Below are 22,681 nucleotides of genomic sequence, written 5' to 3'. Positions count from 1 at the left end.
AATCATTTGTAGTAAGTTATTTGCACAATGGACACTAAAGAGCTATTAAAAAAAGTACGTAAAATCGAGATCAAGACTAAGGGTCTCTCTAATCAGGTTTTCTCTGGTGAATACCACTCTGCCTTTAAAGGAAGAGGTATGGCATTTGCTGAGGTGAGAGAATATATGCCTGGAGATGAAATTCGAACCATTGATTGGAACGTTACTGCACGTTTTAACCATCCTTACGTTAAAGTTTTTCACGAAGAAAGAGAGTTAACAGTCATGTTGATGGTTGATATTTCTAGCTCTGAATTATTCGGTTCTGATCAGGTGATAAAGAAAGAAATTATCGCGGAATTGTGTGCCGTGATTGCTTTTTCAGCGACTCAAAACAATGATAAAATTGGTTTAATGTTATTCACTGAAGAAGTGGAATTGTTTATACCACCTAAAAAAGGTAAAAAACACATACTCAGAATAATAAGAGAGCTTATTGAATTTAAACCTTTAAGCAAAAAAACAAACATTAGCAATGCCTTAAAGCATTTTAATAATGTTATAAAAAAACGAAGTGTAGGCTTTATCATCTCTGATTTTATAGATAGTGATTTTGAAAACTCTTTAAAAATTGCTAACCGTAGACACGACATCATAGCTTTACAAGTTCAAGATCAAAGAGAATTAGAAATGCCTAATATTGGGATTGTTCAATTTGAAGATAAAGAAACAGGTAAATATCGATGGATAAATACCAGCAGAAAAAAAACAAGGACAAACTATAAAGCCAATACATTAAGAAGAAATGCTACACTAAAAGAAACATTTAGAAGAGCTGGAGTAGATTATGCTTTAATCGAAACACATAAACCTTACACTATACCATTAATGAACCTATTCAAACAGCGTTAAATGAAGTTTATTATCAGTATATATTGTTTATTTTTTGTTACGGCTTTCTTTAGTCAGGAAAGTATTCGTTTCAACCTCAATGCTCAAAAAAATAAAATTGAATTGGGCGAACCACTATCTGTACGGCTAATGATTGAATTTCCTGCTGAATTGAGCAATCAAAAAATTGTGTTACCACTAATTACCGATTCCTCTAAAATAGGCAATGGTATTGAAATATGGGAAACTTCACCGGTTATAGACACCTTAATCGAACAAAATAATGGTGCATTTGTTAAGCACATTGAGCAAGAATTTACTGTCGCTACATTTGATACAGGAATGGTAGACATCAACCCACTTATCGCAATATTTAATGCTGATACTGTTGTTTCCAATGCAATTACATTGACTGTACTTAATGCTCCACTAGAAGAAAACGCCGAACTAAAAGCCATAAAACCAATTGAAGAGGATCCCTATACCAACTGGGAAAAATTCCTACTTTGGCTAAAAGAATATTGGGTCATTATTTTGGTAGCTACCCTACTCCCAATTGGAGTTATTGTAGCCTATCTAATTTTAAAGAATAGACCAGAAAAAGTAGAGGTTAAAGAAGTAATTCCCCTCAACGTTAGAGTACTCTCTCAATTAGACACCATCGAGCAAGAGAAAATATGGCAAAAAGGCGATTATAAACAGTATCACTCAGAAATCACAGGGGTATTATGGGAATATTTATCTGAACGCTATCAAATTGCAACATTCGAAAAAACAAGTGATGAAATCTTAAAACAATTGAAATACAAAGCTGTTTCAAATGACCATTACATCCAATTACAAAAACTAATGGAACTAGCTGATTTAGTTAAGTTTGCCAAAACTATTCCTACCCCATTAGAGAACGAAAGTGTTCTATCTATTACACGTGAATTTATTCATACAACATACGAATCAGTAAGTAAACCAGTAGAAAATTAATGAACTTATTTAGCACATATCAATTTGCAAATGCTTGGGTGCTTTGGTTTTTATTACTAATCCCCCTATTAGCTGCTCATTTCTTTCTGTTTCAAGCAAAGAAAAATAGTGCTTTAAAATTATCTTCTTTACAAGGATTTGATGGACTAGAAAGTGGTATTCTGGGTCATTTAAAAGCACTTTATATGCTTTTGAGATTAGCAGCATTAAGCTTATTCATCATTGCATTAGCCAGGCCACAGCTAAGTTCTGAATCAGACTCGTTCATTGAGCATCATAACGAGGGAATTGATATTGTCATGGCACTGGATGCTTCAGGCAGTATGTTAGCCATAGACTTTAAACCCGATCGTTTTCAAGCAGCCAAACAAGTAGCCAAAGATTTTGTTTCTAATCGTAAAAATGATCGAATAGGATTAGTGATTTTTGAAGGAGAGGCTTATACGCAATGTCCTTTAACAAGCGATAAAAAAATTGTCAATGATTTAATCGATGAAGCCGAACAAGGAGTCGTAACAGAAGGGACAGCTATAGGTATGGGCCTAGCAACTGCTGTCAATAGGCTAAGAGAAAGTAAAGTCAAGAGTAAAGTCATTATTCTTTTAACAGATGGCGTTAATAACCAAGGAAAAATACACCCTATCACTGCCGCTGAAATCGCCAAACAATTCAACATTAGGGTTTATACTATTGGTGTTGGAACCAACGGTAAAGCAAAAACCCCAGTAGCAATAGATCCTTTCACCAATAAATATATCTATGATTATGTTGATGTTGAAATTGATGAAAAAACATTGACAGATATCGCAGACATGACTGGCGGTCAATATTTTAGAGCTACAGACAACCAAAAACTGAAAGAGATATATGAACAAATTGACCAACTAGAAAAAGATAAAATTAAAACTATTGAATACGAAGTTGATCTACCAGAAAAGAGCTTCCCATTCATTTTAATAGGTTTCATTCTAATACTAATAGAATTTTTATTAAGGTCAACATTATTTAAATCTGTATCGTAGTATGTCTGTTAATAAGTACAAATACAACCTAGGTAATGCACTCGTCTTAATATTAATTATTGAGGTGATCTTTTGGGCTTTTGCAATAGCTTCCTACCGATATCTTACGACTAATGTAGAAGAGTTTAGGTTTGAACGAGAATATGTCTTATATGGGCTTATTTTCATTCCTATAGCTATCTTACTCTATTTTTACGCCACACATTGGAAAAATAAAACCCTCATTAAGTATGCTAATGAAAAACTATTGCCTTATGTCTATACAGGTATTTCCTCATTCAAGAGCATCACTAAATTTATTTTATTACGGCTTGGCTTAGCATTTATTGTGATTGCTATGGCCAACCCTCAATATGGTGAAAATGAAAAATTAGTAGAGAGCAAAGGAATCGATATTATGATTGCTATCGATGTTAGTAACAGTATGTTGGCCGAAGATTTACAAAAGAACTATAATCGACTCAAAATTACTAAGCTGTCTATTGAAAAACTGTTTGACAAACTACACGGAGATCGAATTGGAATTGTTGTTTTTGCAGGAGATGCATATAAACAAGTTCCTATTACACCTGACTATCACGTAGCTAAAATGTTTTTGAAAAACATCTCTACAGGGATGATTTCTGCTCAAGGAACCAATATTGGACTAGCGATAGAAAAATGTGTTTCTTCTTTCAATATGGAAGATGGAAGTAACAAAGCTATCATTGTTTTTAGCGATGGTGAAGATCATGAAGAAGAAGGGATCGATGCTGCCAAAGAAGCTGCTAAAAAAGGCATTAAAATTTACACTATTGGAATGGGAACTAAAACAGGAGTTCCTATACCATTGTACAGAAATGGTATAAAAGTTGGCAATAAAAAAGATCAAGATGGGAAGACTGTATTGACAAAATTAAATGAGAACTACTTAATTGACATTTCTGAAAGTGGATCAGGCTCATACACCAGAGCTAACGGTTTAAATGTTGGTATTGAAGGGATAGTGGACCAATTAAATTCAATCGAAAAAACAACGATGAGTCAAGAAAAATACACAGGGTATGACGATCAATTTCAGCCCTACTTGCTTATTGGGATTCTGTTACTGTTGATTGACTTTTTTATTACTGATAAACGTAATAGACTATCAGACAAATTTAATTTATTTAAAAGCTATGAATAGGTTATTAGTCGTCATATTAATCCTAGTTTTTGCATTAAAAAACTTCGCTCAAACCGAAGAAAAAATAATGTTAAACAAGGGAGTTGAAGCTTATAACAATGGGAACTTTGGTTTAGCTCTAGAGGAGTTTAATAACAGTTACAAAACCAATGACGCTTATAAAAAAGCGCTCTTTAATGCTGGAAATGCAGCTTTATTGAATGACAGTACTCAAATTGCTAAGGATCTTTTTTCAGAATACCTCTCAGTTGTAGATAGTAAAGCTGAAAAAAATAAAGGACATTACAACTTAGGAAATGTTCAGTATAAAGAATATGAAAATTTAACCAAAGACCCTAAAAAGAGTCAAGAAGCCATCAAAGCATTAAAAGAAAGTATTGAATCCTATAAAAATGCCTTAAGAAACAATCCTAAGGATAGTGATGCTAGACATAACCTAAGGTTAGCGATGAGCAAACTCCCTCCTCCTAACGAGAATCAAGATCAACAGAATCAGGAAAATAATCAGGATCAACAAAATCAAGATCAAAACCAGGATCAACAGGATCAGCAAAACCAAGAAAATCAGCAAAACGAGAATCAAAACGATCAAAACAAACAAGGGGACCAGCAAAAAGAAGGAGATAAAGGAGACAACCAAGAGCAACAGAACCAAGAAAATGGTCAAGGAGACGAACAGCAAGATGGAGAAGGACAACAAAATAAGGAAGAGCAGGAAAAAGAAGGTGAGCAAAAAGGAAAACAAGGAGAAGAAAGCAAAGAAAAGGGAGAAGAAGAAATGAAAGGGCGAATTTCGAGAATGCAAGCGACCAAAGATTTAGATGCTCTGAATAATGATGAGCAAAAAACACTAATGAAAGTCAATCGTAAGAAAGGCGATCAAAAACAACAAAACTCATCCTCAAAAGATTGGTAAAAAAGTTCAACACAAGATTTAGCAGTATTAACAAAATGAAAAATATAATTCTTATACTCTTCACGTCATTACTTTCCCTAACAGTCTTAGGGCAAAAGATGTTTGTTGATATTAAAACAACTAACCCATCTCCTGGTGTGGGGGACAAATTTAAGGTTTCATATATTTTAAAAATGAAACTTTCTGGAGGAGTAGCTTCCATTTCCCATAATGGTATAAAAATGAACAAGCCCAACTTTGACAAAGGCTTTGTAATTATCGATGAAGGGAAAGAATCTTCTAGGTTTGGATTTGGTGGTTTTGGTAGCCAAGAGATGGAGCTCCACAAATATTCTTTTATTTTACAAGCTAAGAAAAAAGGAACGTTTAAAATACAACCGCTAACATTTACCATTAATGGAGATAACGTTACTTCAGGAATCTTTACAATCAATGTTGGAACAGGAAACCCAAATGTAAAAATACAAACTTCAGACCCTAACCTTTTTGCACGAATAGAGGTCAACAAAAAAAACATTTATAAAGGAGAACCTGTTACCGCTGTCTATAGAGTTTATACAAGGTACAACCTGTTTGAAATTGAAGATTATGATATGCCAATGACCAATGGTTTATGGAAAGAAGAAATAAAATCAGGTAAAAATGGATGGCCTCAAAATACGAAAACGGTGAATGGTACTCCTTATCATGTTATCACACTAAAAAAAGAAGTCCTGATTCCACAAACTACTGGTGAAATAAAAATTAAGCCCATAAAAATTGATGCTAGAATCGGAAGATTTGGTTTTAACCCAGGAAAACAAAAATCAATTACGAGTAACTCCCCTACCCTAAAAGTTAAAGCTTTACCAACTCCAATTCCAAATAATTTTTCGGACCAAGTTGGTAGTAATTATAAAGTTGATATCCAATATTCAACAGCTCAATTAAAAACAAATGATCCTTTAGATGTAAAAGTAACCATAAGTGGTCAGGGTAATTTAAAACAACTTTCAACACCTCAACTAAATTTTCCGCCAGATTTTGAAGTTTTTGATCCAGAAATAAAAGATCAAGTAAAAGTAAGTAGCAGTGGTATTTCTGGCAAAAAAACATTTAACTTTTTAGTAATCCCAAGACACCGTGGAACCTATCAGATTCCAGAGTATACCTTTACTTATTTTGATGTTAATTCCAAAAAATACAAAACGTTAACGCAACCAGGTAAAACCATTGAAGTTCAAAAAGGAGAAAACGAAACCGAAAGTAACGCTATTGCACATTCTAGTAACCAGCAAAATGTTGAAATCTTAAATTCAGGAATTAGACACATCAAAGCTGACACCACTTTATATGCAAAGCAAGGTTCTTTTTATGGGACATGGCTATATTGGCTACTGCTTGTATTCCCTTTTATCATAGGAATTATTTCTTATATTTTTATTGTTATTCAACGAAACGCTCGTTCCGACGAATCAGCATCTAAGGTCAAAAACGCTAATAAAAATGCCAATACCCGTTTTAAAAAGGCTTCACAATTGTTAAATGAAAACCAGCACCTAGCGTTCTACGAAGAACTTTATAAAGCAATCACCAATTATTGTTCTCATAAATTATCTATAGCTAAAGCTAACCTAAGTAAAGAAACAATTATTCAAGTTTTAAAAGAAAGTCAGGTAGAAGAAACAACAATCCAAGATTTAATAGCCATTTTAAGTGAATGTGAGATGGCTAGGTTTAGCCCTATCAGTCATGACGGCGCTGAGAAAACACTAAACAACTCCATTCAAATTATTAATAAAATAGAACAAGATGTTAAGAAATAAACTACTATTATTGATTGCATTATTTTCTTTGCTCTATTCTGTCAAAGCAAATGATCAGCTAAAAGCACTTTTTATTGAGGGAAACACTGCTTATCATAATAAAGCTTATCTTAAAGCTGACTCTTTATATTCAATGATAGAGGCACAAGGCTTTTACTCAACAGAATTATTTTACAATCTTGGCAATACTAATTATAAGCTGGACAGAATACCAGAAACAATTTTTTATTTTGAAAAAGCGTTAAAACTATCCCCTGGTAATGAAGAAATCATTCACAACTTAAAACTTGCTAATCAGAAAATAGCCGATAAGAATACCATCAAAACATCAAGTAGAATTGAAGATGTTATTTATACCTATATCAAAACCTCTACTAATTTATGGGCCAAAACCTCTATTGTCGTAATGTTTATTAGTGGCGGGCTATTCATCCTCTTTATTTTTGTTCAACAATTAAAAACAAAAAAAATCGCATTTTATAGTGCTATTGGCTGCTTTATTGTTGGGCTAGTGACCATTTATTTATCTGCACTACAACATAAAAAATTAACCTCAGAAGAATATGGGATTGTTTTTGCTCCATCAGTAGAGTTAAAGATGGAACCTTCAGACAACTCAAGTACAGCTTTTATTTTACATGAGGGGACTAAAGTCAAACTGTTAAACCAAAACGAGGCTTGGCATGAAATATCATTTGATAAAGGTCAGATTGCTTGGATAAAAAAAGAAGCTTTAAAAACATTTTAAACGACTTGAAGCGTTCTATATTTCAGTTGAGTTGTTTTAAAACTTTAAGCTCGAGCAATACAAGAAGAAAGATCACCATAAGTTCCAGTGAAAAATAAAGATAAGCTACAGCCGTTAAACGTTCTTTAAATAACACAAGAACTCCTATAGAGATTAAAGTATATAATAAATTCAACCCCACTACTCCTTTAATTTTTACATGGACGTGATCAGGCATTGTTCTATAGCAATAAACATCATATAGTACGTATAAGACAGGAAAAGCTGCTAAAAAGAATAAAGTTTCAGGAGGAATTCCAATGAAGGTATGATACTTCGCCAAAACACCTCCCAACAATAAAGCAGAAAACAATGCACCTATACCGTCCATCAAAAATAGTTGATGGGGAGATTGAGATAACTTTTTGATCAAATTCACCACTTATTTTGTAACAATTATTTGTTTTTTCTGTTCTATTTTTCCATTCTTAACAAGCAAGATATAATTTCCTGCATATAACGTTTGAGTATCAATATAAGCGATCGTACTCCCTGGATAAATTGTTTTACTCAAGACTACTTTTCCTGCTATATTATACAATGTTAATTCAATATCATTTTTAACCATACCTTGATATTGTATCGCAATAATATCAGCAGATGGATTAGGAAATATGGTTAAATTCAAATCATTTTCTTCATTTTCAATAGCGGTATAAGTTTGTACATTTTCATTAATGTTATTCACACTACCTCCATCAACTACACCATAATATTCTGGACCAACAAGATAAGGGTAAGCAGAATTCCAATTCTGATCGACTGTTGCAAAATAACAATAAATACCATTAGGATATTCAGGTGTTACACAGAAACGACCATTATGTATATCCAAATCTCCTGAATTGGCTATAAACTCATAATCTTCTCTATAATAGCCTAATGGAAAAGTAGCACTAACTGTTGGCCCGTCAGTGACATCAGTACCATCAGCATAATGTGTTCTTTCAGTAATATTTCTTAGTTGATAACTCGACTCTATTCTTTTAATCCCCCCCGTACCATTGGTATTCGCATATCCATAAGCTCCATAAACTGGAAAACCATCAAATGCATAACCTATTAACGGAGCATGTTGAGTAGAATCTATAGTGTATAATCCATCAGCCAAATACAAATCACAAACATCTGAAACTTCAACTCTATCTAGATTAAATGCAGTAGGATTTTGATGATGATGATAAGTTCCTCCAACTAACGTTTGACCTCCTCCTGGACCACCTCCACCAGGGCCTCCAGAGAATATTGGAGACGGATGTCCTTTAGCACAATCAAAACCATCATTTTCAGCTTTTATTGCATCTCTATTCCAAACACCATCACCATTTCCACCTAAAGGACCTCCTGCATCAGCACCACTACTATAACTATACGACACTCCATCTTTGTAATCATACATAGGAACACCATTAACAAAAGCTCCAATAGCTCCTAAAGGGGTACTCGTTAAAGTACCTGTATTTTCAACTGGAGAAAGTGGTATTTTAAAGATATGCTCATTGTTACTAGCTTGTGAAGGATTACCATCTAAATATGGTCCAATAATATATGCTGGTAAACCACTTGCACTGACATAACAATAATTAGTAGAAAATTGTACGCTTTGAACATTGGCAGGTTCATTGTCTTCAATAGGAATTGAGTTTCCATTCACATAGTGACGTGCAGTAATGTTAGTTGTATTTATCATCCAACTAGAAACTGCTGAATTTGTTTGTGCTAGAGTCGATATAGAAAGAAATACACTTCCTATTAAAAGTGTCCTTGTTTTCATAAGCATTTAGATTAGTGTTTAGTAGTTAGACGAAAGTTATAAATTTTTCCGTTGCAATTGAGCTATTTATTTTCGAGGATAGGCAAAATCAGGATTAAACAAAAAGGATTTATCGGTTAATGTTAATAAAAAAGAAATAATTTCAACTTGATTTTCAAGGGTTAAATTCATTGGGATTGCTAAATCTTTAGACAATGTTTTATTGTCTTCAATACCATGATTATAGTGTGCAACAACCTCTGACAGCTTTTTAAAACGTCCATCGTGCATATAAGGGAATGTAAATTGTACATTTCGCAATGTAGGTACCTTAAATTTTTGGGCATCATTTTCGTTCATTGAGATTTCCATTCTACCGTAATCTTTCAAGTTAGTATCCAACGGTAATCCATTATTTTCAAAACGACCATTGGTAAACAATGGCTCTGGATGACAAGTAGCACATTTGTTTTTAAACAGCTGATAGCCTTTTTGTTCTTGTTCAGTAAACGTTTCTTTACCTTTCATTACTCGATCATATTTTGAATTACAAGAAACCAATGTTAATTGAAACTGGCTTAAAGCTTTCAAAAAATGTTGTCCTGTAATTACACTATCTCCAAAAGCGTTAAAAAATAATGCTGGGTATGCTGATGTTTGTTGCAATTTTTCAATGACATGACTTAACTTCTCCCCCATTTCGTCAGGGTGCTCTATAGGAGCTATTCCCTGCACTTCAATATTATTAATTGCTCCATCCCACATAAATGAAGTATTCCATGCCAGGTTAATTAATGCTGGAGAATTACGCCTACCAATACGGTCTCCTATTCCATGGCTTAATGCATGATCTACATGGGTAAATCCAGTATAAGAAAGGTGACAACTGCTACAAGATATTGTTCCATCTAGAGAAAGTATTGGGTCATAAAATAGTTTTCTCCCTAATTCAACCTTAGATTTTATTAGAGGGTTCTTTTTAAAATCATAAACAGGTTTAGACCAATTCTTAGGAAAATCTATCTCCATTATTTCATACTTGATTTTCCCTCTGCTAAAATTGAAAAATAAAAAGAAGATCCCCAAAAGTGCTATTGTTTTTAAAACACTATTCATTAATATAAAAAATCTGAGGTAACTTTTGTGAGAATTCGACAGCCTCTTTACATGGACGCATAATTTTTGCACCATTACTCAACTCTAAATCCCACAATAATAATTCTAAATCCATCATCAGCTCTATCCCCTCTCTTTCTTTCTTAACAGGAAACGATAATACTTGTATAGCATTATAAGGATATTGGTATCCTCCAATATGGTATTTAAACTTTTCCTGATTTATCGTCTTACCTTCTAATTTAAAATTGATATAACCACTTTGCCATGACCAATACATTCCTTTTGTTGGATCCAAATCGCCTCCCAAAGCTCCTGAAGTGTTTAGGACACTGTCTATTCCTAATTTCAGTTTCAACTCATCATATTTCAATTGCTCATTTAATTTGAAATAAAAATCTAGAGAAGTGCTATCTTTAAAATCGATCAAATGAGCTAAAGCATTATCTTTCCAAACTAAACTCCCTTTATGATACAAAGCTATTTCGCTGATGTAAAATCGTAATTCTTCTATAGTTCCAGATACACTTTGACTCTCAAATGTATTTTGTTGTGTATTGAGGTTTATACTACCTATAACAGGTTTAATATGAAACAAACAATCTTCTTGGCCATGACCAATTATCACTAAGAAAGTGAACACTATTTGTAAAACATACTTCATATTATCGTTTTGGTCTAGGAGGATGAGGCGCAAAAATATGAGCTAAATCTTCTGCCAGCTCATCAAATTTTGGAAGTTGTTCAGCAGTACAAAGATTTTTAATCTCCTTAAAATGTTTGAGGTGAAGCCCCTCAATTTCCTTTTTCACCAGCATTAACTCCTCTAGCAACTCTTTTTCTCTTGCAGTATCATCCGATTTTAATGTTAAATATAGTTCTTTTTTTAATCGTTTCAACTCTTTTTCTTGTGCTCTAATTGCCTGAATATGCTGTTCTATAGAGTACTCAAAAAGATCTACTTGATCATTATTAAAACCTAAACGTTCAATAATAATTTGTTTTTCTTGATGATGTCTAGGCGGATGATGCTTTCCACCAATAAAAACAATTACAACTAGAATTAGGTTAATTAAAACCAAAACAACAACACTAATTTTTAATAATTTCAACCTATTCATAATACAAATGGTTTGAAGATTCACCTACAAAAGTTTCAGACAGTTCTGTAGTACGCTTTGTACTTTGATTGCTACTATTAACAGAAATAGTATACATATTTAAAGCTAATAAAAAACAAAAACCTATACTTAAAGGGATCAACTGCTTCAATGAAACTTTTTGAAAAGCCTCATTACCTAGTTTTCCCTCTATCCTTGTTAAAACAAAAGGCGATGGTGCTACTTTCTTTATGTTCTTTAATTTATTTAACTCGTTTTCTAACATTTCTATATATTCTGACGATAAATCTTTCTATTTCCTTCTATCTTAATTTACTTTTTAACTTTCTTTTTGCCCTTGATAACAATGATTCTACTGCTTTCTCAGACAAAGCCATTGTTAGAGCAATTTCTTTTTGAGAAAACCCATCAATATATTTTAAGATCAATGCTGTTTTTTGTTTAGGTGGTAAAGTATTAATTTTTTGAAATAACAACTGTATTGCTTCTTTATCCTCTAATTCTACCCCTGGGTGATTAAAATTAACCAATGGTCGTTCTTGATTTTTTGAATCTCCATTAATCACAGCTAAAAAGCCCAACCGTTTGACTCTTTTTTTAGCTTTAATAAAGTCTAAATTTTTATTAATCGTTATTCGATAAATCCATGTTTTTAAAGATGAATTACCTCTAAAAGAATCATGCTTTTCATATACTTTAAGGAAAACATCTTGCATAACTTCTTCGGCCTCTTCAATATTCTGAAGATAACTTAGGCAAAGATTATACACCATCCCATTATAATCCTTATATATTTGATTAAAGATGGTTTTATCCATTCAATATCATTAAACTTTTAAAACTTAGACGAACTTAATCGAGAAATCCTTCGTTATTTAAAAATTTTTCCGGGATTCAGAATGCCTTTGGGGTCAAAAACATTTTTAATTGCTTTCATTAAGTCTAGCTCAACATTCGAAAATGCGATATCCATATACCCTTTTTGCACATATCCAATACCATGCTCTCCAGAAAGCGTACCTCCCAAGGCCACTGTTAATTCAAAGATTTCTCTGATTCCCCTAGGTAAATCTTCCTCCCAAGCTTTGTCTGATAAATTACCTTTAATAATATTAATATGTAAATTCCCATCACCAGCATGTCCATAACATACCGATTTAAAACCATATTTATCTCCTATCTTTTTAACACCAGATAATAAATTTGCTAATTCAAATCGAGGGACAACAGTATCTTCTTCTTTGTAGATAGAATTAGACTTTACCGCTTCTCCAACTCTTCTTCTTAAAAACCACAAAGCATCTTTTTGAGCTTCACTTTCAGCAAACATGACCTCTCCTGCTTCATACTGCTCTACAACTTCAGCAATAACTTCACAATCTTTAAACAACACCTCTGTATTGTTTCCATCCACCTCTATCAACAACTGTGCGGCAACATCTTCTGCTATTGACAAGGTTTGATCCTTTAAAAAATCTATAGTCCAAACAATAGCATCTCTTTCCATAAACTCCAATGCAGATGGAGTAATTCCTGCTTTAAAGATTGCAGATACAGCTTCACAAGCTTTAATGGAAGACTTAAACGGCACCAACATTAACAGTCTATTCTTAGGGTATGGGATTAACTTTAATACAGCTTTTGTTATAATTCCCAGGGTTCCTTCACTTCCTACCATCAACTGTGTGAGATTATAACCTGTTGAATTCTTTAAAGTGTTAGCTCCTGTTGTAATGATTTCCCCATTAGGTAAAACTACTTCTAAATTAAGAACAAAATCCTTGGTTACACCATATTTTACAGCTCTTGGGCCTCCAGAATTTTCTGCCAAATTCCCACCAATAAAACAAGTCCCTCTACTCGCAGGATCTGGCGCATAATACAGTCCCTTTGCTTGACAAGCTTCTTGTAAAACTTGAGTAATGACACCAGGTTCTACAGTAACCTGTAAATTATTCTCATCAATTTCGATGATACGATTAAAGCGCTCCATGGACAAACCTATTCCTCCATAAATTGGCAATGCTCCACCACTCAATCCTGTTCTCGCTCCCAAAGGTGTTACAGGTATTTCATACTGATGAGCCAATTTCATGATTAAGCTAACTTCTTCTTTAGTTTTAGGCTTTACAACAACTTCTGGAGGAAAATTAAAATCCTCTGTTTCATCACTCCCATACGTTTTTCTTGCTTCACTATTTGTAATAGCGTATTGTTCTCCTACAATCGATTTCAATTGTTGAATCAAAGAATCTGTTAGTTTATTGAAATTCATTATTATCTTTGCATTTTATATTAATGAGGTTGACTAATTTTTAACTTTAGAAAACTTCAATTGTATCCCCACAAAAATAGCGTTTTAATCAACAATTAATGAATAAAAAAACAATTTTACATATTCCTTCATGGTATCCAAATCCAGATGATGTTCAATTGGGAATTTTTATTCAAAATCAGATCGAATTGGTTAACGATGAGTTCAACCATGTAGTACTATACATTCAAGGAAGACCGCTAAGTAAGACGATACAAACAACGGTATCAGAAAAGAACAATATACAGCTAATTCACGTAACTTATCCTTCTGGCAAAAGTATTTTCTCAAGATTGAGAAACTTTTTAAATAGTGTTACTGCTGGACTTTCGAAGCTTATTGAACTGAACGCAAAAGTAGAATTAGTACATTGCCATGTTGCCAATAAAAACTTATGGATTGCTCAAAAGTATTTTGATACCACACCTTGTATCTTAACGGAACATTGGTCTGGCTTTTTAAATGGGAACTTTGAAGCATCCCCCAAATGGAAGCAGCGGTTGACGCTAAAACGGATTAATAAATGCCAACAAATCTTTACGGTTAGCCAATCACTTCAAAAAAAATTACAATCACTAGGTGTAACCCGACCAATTAAGGTGATCAGGAACCCTATTCAGAAAACTATTCAAAAAACAGAACTCAATCAACATAATCAATTGAGACTCTTATTTATTGGGGATTTAGTCGATAAAATTAAAAATGTTTCTGGGATTCTAAAAGCACTCAAAATAGCTTTAACCGATACTCCTGATATAACATTAACCATTATTGGAGATGGAATTGATCGAAATAAGCTACAACAATTGGTTACTGAAATGAGCTTAGAAAATCATGTTGAATTTAAAGGTCGACTAGCACAACAAGAAGTCATACAAATTTATGCTTTATACGACACATTACTTGTCAATAGTTATACAGAAACCTACTCTATGGTTACACTCGAAGCGCTTAGTGCTGGTATTCCTGTTATTGCAACAAAATGTGGAGGACCTGAACAATTTATTACCAAAGCGAACGGACTATTAATTTCTATTAACAATTCTCAGGAACTTTCGGAAGCCATTAGCGCTATTCAACAAAACATTACAAAATATTCTCCTGAGAGAATTAGAAAAAGTGTAATGCATTACTCCAACGATTCGATAAAAGATCAACTTATCAACCATTATAACTCATACTTATCACAATGAAAAACTTCCTTTTTGTATTGCTTATCCTTGTTTCCATAACAAGCTGGGGACAAGATACTACTCCTCAAAAGCGTAAATTCTTTTTTTATTATGGTTACAATTGGAGTGCCTATACTCCTAGTACATTGCAGTTAGATGGAGATGGATACAACTTTACCATCTACGATATCACCGCCAAAGATCGTCCAAGTCCTTTTGATGCAAACACCTATTTTAACATCAGTAAATTAAGTATTCCTCAATTCAACACACGTATAGGTTATCAATGGAAAGAAAAATGGGCTCTATCCTTTGGTTATGACCACATGAAATACGTCATGAACCCTTATCAAAGAGTTGCAATCACGGGTAGTATCAAGTCAGAAAGTGCAGGATCATATAGGGGCTATTATTCTAAAGGAGACTCTATCACATTGAATAAAGATTTCTTAGAGTTTGAGCATACTGATGGTTTAAACTATTTTACTTTTGAAATTGATAATGTAAATGAGGTTTTTAACTTCAAGCAGGGACTTTTATTATTAGAATTAAGAACAGGAGTAGGAATAGGTTTTATTGTACCAAGAACAGACGTCAAAATCTTTAGTGAAAAAGGACCTAACATTTTTAATTTTGCCGGTTATGGAACTTCATTAAAAACAGAGTTTAGATTACAATTTAAAAAACACTTTTTTCTTCAAGCAACAGGAAAAGCAGGATATATTAATTTACCACATATTTCAACTACTAGAAATGGAGATAAAGCCAGTCAACAATTTGGTTTTGTAGAAGGATTCTGGGCCCTTGGAACGAACCTGTTTTTTTAATTAGATAATTAGCTAATGTGAGAATGAGATGATGGAATAAAGAATAGAGAGAAAAGAACAAAGAAATTAGATGATAAGATAATAAGCTAATTAGATGATGGAACAAAGAATAAAGTTCAATCCATTATAGCATTTCATCATTAAATCATTGCAGCACTAATCCAGTCAGTTCGAGTATCGACAAAGGAGATGTATCGAGAACTGGACGACCTATTTAACTAGAAAATAGAATAGAGAATAAAGAACAGAGACAATTAGATAATAAGCTAATGAGATAATGGAACAAAGAATAAAGTTCACCCCATTATAGCATTTCATCATTAAATCATTACAGCACTAATCCAGTCAGTTCGAGTGTCGACAAAGGAGATGTATCGAGAACTGGACGACCTATTTAACTAGAAAATAGAATAGAGAGAAAAGAACAAAGAAATTAGATGATGAGATAATAAGCTAATGAGATGATGGAACAAAGAATAAAGTTCACCCCATTATAGCATTTCATCATTTCATCATTCCACATATCCCCCATTAACACTACGTTTCAGCAGTTCAATAAGCACTTTTTAGTTATAAAAACTTAGAACAAAAGACTTTTTATAACTCCGCCAAGATTCATTAGCTTTATCGAAGATTAACCCCTCAAAAAAGCAACGTAGAGCAATTAATAAAGAGATTTAGAAACTGCATTAATCAACCATCCAATTAATTTAAGTCCTGAAGAGCGTCCCCCCTCCTCTCATGAAAGCAAACACACTCCTAACAGCTATTTTACTGCTAAATAATTTAACCTATTTGGGACAAATTAATGATGTTGAAAAACCAGTATTTAACTCTCCAAATATTGTTCGTTCATTTCAAAGCTATCAGGTTACAAAGAGTAACATTAACTCCAGTTTTCAGAATGCCAATATTCATCAGCCAATGCTGGGAATGACAGCAAAAGACGTTATAGCCAACAACAATCGTCAAACCATGCAAAGAATGGGGTATAAACCGCCTCCAACCGAAACCGATATTCAAGCAGAACTACAAGCTAAGAGAAACTATAGATATCAATTGCAACAAAAACAAAACACTATTCAAGCTCAAACAAGAAAAGCTGTCTATGATGCCTTAAAAGACGGTCATAAAACAGACAGGCAATCTACTACTACAGCCCACTATAATGGGGATTTTCTTTTTGCAGATCACAACAGTGAGCGATACAAAAACAATATTGAGTATTTTGAATCAGCATTTAATAAGATAAATAGCATGTTAAATGATGAAGATGCATTAAGCATTAAAGAAGCAGTTTATCTTATTGAAGATGTTATAAATAAAGGCAAGATGTCTCGTACGAATTATAACAATAGAATAGATAACCTAAAAGAATTTGCTAGAGAAAGAGCCAAAGAGTATAATGTAAACCTCAATGATAATCTTAAAAAACATTTTGCAATACAAAGATTATATTCTGATACAGCACTTAATGCACTCAAATATGATTTTAATGACCCATTAGGTCGGAATGACTATCGTCAAATATTTGTTACTAAACTCTTAGAGACAGGAATGGGACAATGTCGTTCATTACCATTAATGTATTTAATTCTAGCTGAGGAAATGGGAGTTGATGCATATTTATCATTTGCTCCTGAACATTCATACATTCAATTTGAACATAAAGGACATCTATACAATTTTGAAACTACAAATGGCTTTATTGGTTCAAAGAACTATATCGTTGGTTCAGGGTTCGTTAAAGTAGAATCCATTAAAACCAAAGCGTATATGTATCCGCTTAATAAAAAGCAAACCATTGCACATTTACTGTTAACTCTTGCTAGAATGTATAGACAAGAGATTGGTTATGATTCATTTTTAGAAAAATGTGTCAACACTTCTTTGAAACATTATCCTGGTATTCATGGCGCAATGGAAAAAGCAAATGTTGAAACAGCCAAACTTGATTTAACCCTTTGGCAACATGGATACCCAACAATGAAGCAAGTAGAACAAAGCCCACAACTATCTAAACAATTTGATAGGTTAATGGGATGGTATCAAATTATTGACGATATGGGCTATACAGAAATTAGTACAGGAGCTTATGAAGCTTGGATTGAATCACTAAATAGTGAGCAGTTTATTAATGCTGGTCAAACCATTAAAGTAAATCTTAAAAAGATTGATTAAATGAGGCAAGTCGTAATAGTCATATTAATAAGTCTTTCGACAACTTCTTTTGCTCAATCAAAAGCATACACTAGTGCATTTGAGCAATTAAAATCTATGTTGGAAGATAAACAAGAATACAGTTTCAAAAAGGCAGTTTTTCTTGTTGAAAATGCTTATTTAGATAATACAATTATTGAAAAAGAATATAATAATGTTATTACGCAAATAGCCCAATTAGCAACAGTATGGAGTGAAGCAAATAAACTTGAAAACTATCCTTACGAAGACAGTTTGTCTTTTGCCATGAATAGAGCCATTTTTACTTTAATGACAGATACAATCTTTATTACTAAAGGTATTCCATTGCATTATCCTTTTACGTATGATTTTGAGGACTTTTTTGGCGAAAAAGATTGGTCAAATCAATTTGTGATAAAGTTAATTAATGAGCATACTGGGAATTGTCATTCAATGCCCTATTTATATAAAATATTGGCAGAAGAACTTGGAACAAAAGCTTACTTGTCATTTGCTCCTAATCATATCTACATTAAACAACGTTCTAAAAAACCTGATGTAGGTTTTTACAATACAGAATTAACCTCGAAATGCTTTCCTGTAGATGCTTGGATTATGACATCAGGATATGTATCAATGGAAGCTATAATGAACAATTTATACATGGATACATTGGGAGATAAAGAAAGCATAGCTATTAACCTCATTGATTTGGCAGAGGGACACAAAAGAAAAGAAGAAGCAAATCTCGATTTTGTATTGCAATGCTGTGACTTAGCATTAGAATATTACCCTAACTATGCGAATGGTCTATTACTCAAAGCTGAAACCCTTAAACGGCAATTTGAAGAGATGATGAAGTTATTTAATGCTATCTATCCAAGTGAATTATTTACAAACAGTGAAGCCGTGAAACTATATCAAGAAATGGAAACAACATACGGAACACTTATCGAAAAAGGGTATCGAAATGTTCCTCAGACTGTTTACTTAAAGTGGTTAGAAGAGTTGGCAAACAATTTAGATAAATACTCAAACAAAAAAATCAGTACAGTTAAAAACAATTAAGGCTATGAAAAACAAATTATTAATCTTAATTTTGGGGCTATTACCATTATGGTCATTGGCTCAAAACCCATTTGAAGATATAGGTATAAAAGTTAAAGTTTTAACGCTGTCAAACGGTAAGTATCAAGAGTTTTTTCCTAATGACACATTAAGACGTGTTGGTTCAGTGATGTATAATTCAGTAACTGGAGAAATAGAATATTTTGTTTCTGAAGAACAATTACGTTCGGAAGCAACTGCTACACCTTATCTAGTTAGTCGTTGGTTTAGTCGTGATCCGCTTGCTGCAAAATATCCAAGTATGTCGCCTTATAACTCAATGGGTAATAATCCAATATTTTATGTAGATGGAAATGGAGATAGCATTTATCATCAAAAAGTTGGTAATAATACAAGAGTGCTAGTTTATATTATTGACCAAGACCAAGTAGAAAGAAATGTAAGTAATAAATGGGCAAACTACTTAGATATAGAGGGGTGGGATTATATTATTACTGATAAAGTTGAAGATGCAGACAACTGGCTTTATAAAAATTATTCTTCAAAATTACCGCAAAACCTGATGATTAGACAGCATTCCTCTTATGATGAGGAAGGTGATTTAATGACTAGAGGAATATATATTCAAGATGAAGCAGAAACTGAGGATCCTGCTACTTTTAAAATAGGTAATGTTAAGGCTAAAAGTATTAGAACTCTTAATTACAATGTAGGAGCAAAGGAACTAGCTACAATTAATTCATATACAAAACTATTTAGCTATGTTCAAGCAGACGGAGTATTATGCTTAGCATTTTGTGGTTTTGCTGCTAAACAAGATAGAAGTACTGAGCAATTTACACTTGATTTGGAAAAATTAGCTAATTTTCATCAGTTCTTCCAAATAGCTCCTACTGTAAGTGTTTTGTCTAGTACTAATGATATTAGTGTGTCACAACATTTGGATAAACAAAAGCAAACGTTAACACCAGATATACCAAATAAATCTACTCCTTTTAACTGGGTCGAGTTTAATGGAACGGGCATGAAAGATATGGGGTTTGATCTAAAAATAAATAAAGGAGGTTTTCAAAAAACATCAACCCAAAGTACAACAGGAAAAAGTAAAAACCCTAGATTTCTTTAATTATGATGATATACAAAATTATATTTAGCGCATTCGTTTTGACCGTTTTTCAAAGTTGTGGTCAAGAGGAGCAACAGGAAGTATTAAAAATAGAAGTAGATACTAATTCATATTACAAGTTATTTGATTTTAAAAACTTTAAAGGGGTAGAAATTATAAATAATAAAGATAAATCTCAGTCGAAATATTTAGTTGAAAAAAATAAAGTAAAATATATTACAGGGGACAGTACAATTATTGAATTTACACGCTACACACCACAGGAAAAGCTATGGGATTCAGGGTATAAAATCAAAATTATTGATCCACAATTCAAGTATAGTGATATTGGTGAAAATAAGATTAACAGCAGATTATATTTAAAAGATCGTCACCTTTTATTTACTAATGAGGTTGCTAGTATTTATGGAGATAATATCGTGATTTTAGACTCTCTACTGAATCCAATAATTTTTACAAGAGCTTACGGAAAAAGTTCAAGAACTCAATTAATTCAATATGTAGGTGGTTTTGAACAAGAAAAAATCTATTTAATAGATTCCACAAGACAAACTTTTAACTATTCTGATTCAAGTATTAATAATTTGATTAGTAAATACTCAAATAATCCAAAATTAGACTATGGTGAGCCAATTAAAACTAAGAATATATTCTATGACCTCCCTTATTGGCTGAATTTTCATTTTTACTCTATTATGAAAATAGAAAGAAGAATCAAAATAGACATTTATTAGAACTGGTAGGAAGTAAAACACGCTGATATGAAATTCACTAATGGTCATAGTACCGCAGAAAAGATAATTTTAGAGCTTAAAACCCAAAATAGAAAAAGTTTAGAAGCTGATATTATAAGTGCACTAGATTCATAAGAAAAAATAAAATAGGTGTTGAATAAAAAAGCAAAATAATGAATAATATAAATATCAGTCTAATTGTTTTTTCACTTTTCATCTTTTCTTGTGCATCCGAAAACACAAAAAATAAAAGTCAATATTCAACTATTAAAGTTAACACGAAGTATTTATTTGATTTTGAAGATTCAATTATTTTAGAGAAAGAGAGCAGGCCAATAAGTATTTTATATACGGGATTAGGAAAGGGATATCATATTGACGAACACAATAAGTATTATAAATTTGACTCAATTCCTTTTGGTAAATATCAAGCAAAATATTCTAATATATTTAACGAATTAATAACAGACTCTATTGAAATAAAAAACTCTACTCATCACTTGAACATTGACAGGACAAATCTTCAACAGTTAGATGATAACTTTGAATTTTCTAGTTTAATTATTGATACTTTACATATTAAAACCTCAATGATTAGTAACGGTTCTAATGGGAATCAATACTCCTTTTGGGTAAAAGGTAATAATATTTGTTATAGGATTAATGATGATAAGATAGACAATGTTTTATCTACCAATCAAAAAGAATTTTTAAATCAGTTTTATCAAGAGTTGAAACAACTAAACAAAAAGAATTTATTGAGTTCTAAATATGATAAATATCTTATTATTAGCAATAATGATACAACGATATTCAAAGATTCTGATCAATTATGGCATGGTAGAGAAAAGCTAGATGAGATGATGAAAGATAAAAAACAATGATTTATGAAAACAATATTAATCAGTTTTTCAATCCTTTTTCTAGGATGTATTCTACAAGATGAATCTGTTGAAAAGGGAAAAATAAACTCAAACAATGAAACATACACAAGGATTAATTTTATTAACTCTATAGGTTCACTCACAAAAGATAGCTCCATTACTATCAAAGGTTCATTAGGAACTGAAACACTGGTATATTTGGGGGAAATTACCGATTCAAATAGTATTAAGCATTTCATTTCTATGCAAAAAAAAATAATTTTAGCAAATGGAATAAAAGGTAAATCTGCACTTATTGTTGTGGATGAAGATAATATTGAAAATTATCATTTATATGATTTCGAACTTCCTGAAAACTTACCATTAAAAATAGAAGGTAATATATTTGTTTTTTCGAGGGAGAAATTAATTTATAGTAGCGATATAGAAATATTTGAAGGCTTAATATGTATTAGTAGTGAGCTTTTTAATGAATGCTACGAGGCGTTTTAACAAAAAATGAGTAAGTCTAACAGTTTATGCGAATTATATTGATATACAAGATTATACTTAGCAAATTGGTTTTAACCGTTTTCCAAAGTTGTGATCAAGAGCAACAACAGGAAGTATTAAAAACGGAAGTAGATACTAATTCATATTACAAGTTATTCGATTTTAAAAACTTTAAAGGTTTAGAACTTATAAGTAATAAAGATAAATCTCAGTCGAAATATTTAGTTGAAAATAGAATAGAGAGAAAAGAACAAAGAAATTAGATGATGAGATAATAAGCTAATGAGATGATGGAACAAAGAACAAAGATGAAGATTCAACCCATTACAGCATTAAATCATTACAGC

23 protein-coding genes are annotated in these 22,681 nt (G+C 32.4%); 15 read left to right on the top strand and 8 right to left on the bottom strand.

The features are described from left to right. The first annotated feature begins 27 nt into the window (after positions 1 to 27). The 7 genes from N4A35_05630 to N4A35_05600 are packed head-to-tail and all read left to right on the top strand — an operon-like array spanning position 28 to position 7,507. Positions 28 to 891, top strand: a complete 864-nt coding sequence (locus N4A35_05630) for a DUF58 domain-containing protein (protein ID MCT4580881.1) — start codon at positions 28 to 30, stop codon at positions 889 to 891. Continuing rightward, positions 892 to 1,851, top strand: a complete 960-nt coding sequence (locus N4A35_05625; protein ID MCT4580880.1) for a hypothetical protein — start codon at positions 892 to 894, stop codon at positions 1,849 to 1,851. Next, positions 1,851 to 2,873: a VWA domain-containing protein gene (locus tag N4A35_05620; protein MCT4580879.1), complete on the top strand. Its 1,023-nt coding sequence runs from the start codon at positions 1,851 to 1,853 to the stop codon at positions 2,871 to 2,873. The genes N4A35_05625 and N4A35_05620 overlap by 1 nt, the downstream gene beginning before the upstream one ends. A 1-nt stretch (position 2,874) precedes the next feature. Continuing rightward, entirely contained in the window at positions 2,875 to 4,038 is a 1,164-nt protein-coding gene (locus tag N4A35_05615) for a VWA domain-containing protein (protein MCT4580878.1), read from the top strand. After that, complete coding sequence (gene bamD / locus N4A35_05610; GenBank protein ID MCT4580877.1) at positions 4,031 to 4,954, top strand: outer membrane protein assembly factor BamD; 924 nt, start codon at positions 4,031 to 4,033, stop codon at positions 4,952 to 4,954. The genes N4A35_05615 and bamD overlap by 8 nt, the downstream gene beginning before the upstream one ends. A 35-nt stretch (positions 4,955 to 4,989) precedes the next feature. Further along, a complete protein-coding gene (locus N4A35_05605) occupies positions 4,990 to 6,759 on the top strand; it encodes a BatD family protein (GenBank protein MCT4580876.1) in 1,770 nt (589 codons plus the stop codon). Beyond that, positions 6,746 to 7,507: a hypothetical protein gene (locus N4A35_05600; protein ID MCT4580875.1), complete on the top strand. Its 762-nt coding sequence runs from the start codon at positions 6,746 to 6,748 to the stop codon at positions 7,505 to 7,507. The genes N4A35_05605 and N4A35_05600 overlap by 14 nt, the downstream gene beginning before the upstream one ends. A gap of 22 nt (positions 7,508 to 7,529) precedes the next feature. Here N4A35_05600 and N4A35_05595 read toward each other — a convergent pair whose 3' ends face one another. From N4A35_05595 to N4A35_05560, 8 genes are all read right to left on the bottom strand, one after another. After that, on the bottom strand, positions 7,530 to 7,925 hold the full coding sequence (locus tag N4A35_05595; protein MCT4580874.1) for a hypothetical protein: 396 nt from the start codon (positions 7,923 to 7,925) through the stop codon (positions 7,530 to 7,532). 3 nt (positions 7,926 to 7,928) lie between these two features. Continuing rightward, entirely contained in the window at positions 7,929 to 9,320 is a 1,392-nt protein-coding gene (locus N4A35_05590) for a YHYH protein (protein MCT4580873.1), read from the bottom strand. Between the two features lie 66 nt (positions 9,321 to 9,386). Next, on the bottom strand, positions 9,387 to 10,328 hold the full coding sequence (locus N4A35_05585) for a c-type cytochrome (protein MCT4580872.1): 942 nt from the start codon (positions 10,326 to 10,328) through the stop codon (positions 9,387 to 9,389). 79 nt (positions 10,329 to 10,407) lie between these two features. Then, positions 10,408 to 11,079, bottom strand: a complete 672-nt coding sequence (locus N4A35_05580) for a hypothetical protein (protein MCT4580871.1) — start codon at positions 11,077 to 11,079, stop codon at positions 10,408 to 10,410. Position 11,080: 1 nt separating this feature from the next. Then, positions 11,081 to 11,536 carry a hypothetical protein gene (locus N4A35_05575; protein ID MCT4580870.1) on the bottom strand — a complete coding sequence of 152 codons (456 nt, stop codon included), beginning with the start codon at positions 11,534 to 11,536 and terminating at the stop codon, positions 11,081 to 11,083. Then, positions 11,529 to 11,801: a hypothetical protein gene (locus tag N4A35_05570; protein ID MCT4580869.1), complete on the bottom strand. Its 273-nt coding sequence runs from the start codon at positions 11,799 to 11,801 to the stop codon at positions 11,529 to 11,531. The genes N4A35_05575 and N4A35_05570 overlap by 8 nt, the downstream gene beginning before the upstream one ends. A 37-nt stretch (positions 11,802 to 11,838) precedes the next feature. Next, the gene (locus N4A35_05565) at positions 11,839 to 12,354 is read right to left on the bottom strand and encodes an RNA polymerase sigma factor (GenBank protein ID MCT4580868.1); all 516 of its coding nucleotides are present in this window, start codon (positions 12,352 to 12,354) and stop codon (positions 11,839 to 11,841) included. A gap of 53 nt (positions 12,355 to 12,407) precedes the next feature. Then, the gene (locus N4A35_05560; protein ID MCT4580867.1) at positions 12,408 to 13,811 is read right to left on the bottom strand and encodes an FAD-binding protein; all 1,404 of its coding nucleotides are present in this window, start codon (positions 13,809 to 13,811) and stop codon (positions 12,408 to 12,410) included. A 98-nt stretch (positions 13,812 to 13,909) separates the two neighbouring features. Here N4A35_05560 and N4A35_05555 point away from each other — a divergent pair, with 98 nt between their 5' ends. From N4A35_05555 to N4A35_05520, 8 genes are all read left to right on the top strand, one after another. Next, on the top strand, positions 13,910 to 15,043 hold the full coding sequence (locus N4A35_05555) for a glycosyltransferase family 4 protein (protein MCT4580866.1): 1,134 nt from the start codon (positions 13,910 to 13,912) through the stop codon (positions 15,041 to 15,043). Further along, positions 15,040 to 15,849, top strand: a complete 810-nt coding sequence (locus N4A35_05550; protein MCT4580865.1) for a hypothetical protein — start codon at positions 15,040 to 15,042, stop codon at positions 15,847 to 15,849. The genes N4A35_05555 and N4A35_05550 overlap by 4 nt, the downstream gene beginning before the upstream one ends. Before the next feature lie 741 nt (positions 15,850 to 16,590). After that, complete coding sequence (locus N4A35_05545; protein MCT4580864.1) at positions 16,591 to 18,030, top strand: hypothetical protein; 1,440 nt, start codon at positions 16,591 to 16,593, stop codon at positions 18,028 to 18,030. Further along, positions 18,031 to 19,098 carry a hypothetical protein gene (locus tag N4A35_05540; GenBank protein ID MCT4580863.1) on the top strand — a complete coding sequence of 356 codons (1,068 nt, stop codon included), beginning with the start codon at positions 18,031 to 18,033 and terminating at the stop codon, positions 19,096 to 19,098. A 4-nt stretch (positions 19,099 to 19,102) separates the two neighbouring features. Further along, on the top strand, positions 19,103 to 20,224 hold the full coding sequence (locus N4A35_05535; GenBank protein ID MCT4580862.1) for a hypothetical protein: 1,122 nt from the start codon (positions 19,103 to 19,105) through the stop codon (positions 20,222 to 20,224). A gap of 2 nt (positions 20,225 to 20,226) precedes the next feature. After that, positions 20,227 to 20,958: a hypothetical protein gene (locus N4A35_05530; GenBank protein MCT4580861.1), complete on the top strand. Its 732-nt coding sequence runs from the start codon at positions 20,227 to 20,229 to the stop codon at positions 20,956 to 20,958. A 173-nt stretch (positions 20,959 to 21,131) separates the two neighbouring features. Beyond that, complete coding sequence (locus N4A35_05525) at positions 21,132 to 21,842, top strand: hypothetical protein (protein ID MCT4580860.1); 711 nt, start codon at positions 21,132 to 21,134, stop codon at positions 21,840 to 21,842. Positions 21,843 to 21,845: 3 nt separating this feature from the next. Continuing rightward, positions 21,846 to 22,334: a hypothetical protein gene (locus N4A35_05520; protein MCT4580859.1), complete on the top strand. Its 489-nt coding sequence runs from the start codon at positions 21,846 to 21,848 to the stop codon at positions 22,332 to 22,334. The last annotated feature ends 347 nt before the right edge of the window (positions 22,335 to 22,681 follow it).

The sequence above is a fragment of the Flavobacteriales bacterium genome (assembly GCA_025210295.1).
GTDB lineage: Bacteria > Bacteroidota > Bacteroidia > Flavobacteriales_D > Parvicellaceae > S010-51.
Note: the sequence above shows the minus strand (reverse complement) of the source record. Positions and strands in the feature narration are given on the sequence as shown.

Bases quoted from the DNA above. Each gene is read 5' to 3' on its own strand.
- N4A35_05630 (MCT4580881.1), top strand. From the start codon at position 28: ATGGACACTAAAGAGCTATTAAAAAAAGTACGTAAAATCGAGATCAAG.
- N4A35_05625 (MCT4580880.1), top strand. From the start codon at position 892: ATGAAGTTTATTATCAGTATATATTGTTTATTTTTTGTTACGGCTTTC.
- N4A35_05620 (MCT4580879.1), top strand. From the start codon at position 1,851: ATGAACTTATTTAGCACATATCAATTTGCAAATGCTTGGGTGCTTTGG.
- N4A35_05615 (MCT4580878.1), top strand. From the start codon at position 2,875: ATGTCTGTTAATAAGTACAAATACAACCTAGGTAATGCACTCGTCTTA.
- bamD (MCT4580877.1), top strand. From the start codon at position 4,031: ATGAATAGGTTATTAGTCGTCATATTAATCCTAGTTTTTGCATTAAAA.
- N4A35_05605 (MCT4580876.1), top strand. From the start codon at position 4,990: ATGAAAAATATAATTCTTATACTCTTCACGTCATTACTTTCCCTAACA.
- N4A35_05600 (MCT4580875.1), top strand. From the start codon at position 6,746: ATGTTAAGAAATAAACTACTATTATTGATTGCATTATTTTCTTTGCTC.
- N4A35_05590 (MCT4580873.1), bottom strand. From the start codon at position 9,320: ATGAAAACAAGGACACTTTTAATAGGAAGTGTATTTCTTTCTATATCG.
- N4A35_05585 (MCT4580872.1), bottom strand. From the start codon at position 10,328: ATGGAGATAGATTTTCCTAAGAATTGGTCTAAACCTGTTTATGATTTT.
- N4A35_05580 (MCT4580871.1), bottom strand. From the start codon at position 11,079: ATGAAGTATGTTTTACAAATAGTGTTCACTTTCTTAGTGATAATTGGT.
- N4A35_05575 (MCT4580870.1), bottom strand. From the start codon at position 11,536: ATGAATAGGTTGAAATTATTAAAAATTAGTGTTGTTGTTTTGGTTTTA.
- N4A35_05570 (MCT4580869.1), bottom strand. From the start codon at position 11,801: ATGTTAGAAAACGAGTTAAATAAATTAAAGAACATAAAGAAAGTAGCA.
- N4A35_05565 (MCT4580868.1), bottom strand. From the start codon at position 12,354: ATGGATAAAACCATCTTTAATCAAATATATAAGGATTATAATGGGATG.
- N4A35_05560 (MCT4580867.1), bottom strand. From the start codon at position 13,811: ATGAATTTCAATAAACTAACAGATTCTTTGATTCAACAATTGAAATCG.
- N4A35_05555 (MCT4580866.1), top strand. From the start codon at position 13,910: ATGAATAAAAAAACAATTTTACATATTCCTTCATGGTATCCAAATCCA.
- N4A35_05550 (MCT4580865.1), top strand. From the start codon at position 15,040: ATGAAAAACTTCCTTTTTGTATTGCTTATCCTTGTTTCCATAACAAGC.
- N4A35_05545 (MCT4580864.1), top strand. From the start codon at position 16,591: ATGAAAGCAAACACACTCCTAACAGCTATTTTACTGCTAAATAATTTA.
- N4A35_05540 (MCT4580863.1), top strand. From the start codon at position 18,031: ATGAGGCAAGTCGTAATAGTCATATTAATAAGTCTTTCGACAACTTCT.
- N4A35_05535 (MCT4580862.1), top strand. From the start codon at position 19,103: ATGAAAAACAAATTATTAATCTTAATTTTGGGGCTATTACCATTATGG.
- N4A35_05530 (MCT4580861.1), top strand. From the start codon at position 20,227: ATGATGATATACAAAATTATATTTAGCGCATTCGTTTTGACCGTTTTT.
- N4A35_05525 (MCT4580860.1), top strand. From the start codon at position 21,132: ATGAATAATATAAATATCAGTCTAATTGTTTTTTCACTTTTCATCTTT.
- N4A35_05520 (MCT4580859.1), top strand. From the start codon at position 21,846: ATGAAAACAATATTAATCAGTTTTTCAATCCTTTTTCTAGGATGTATT.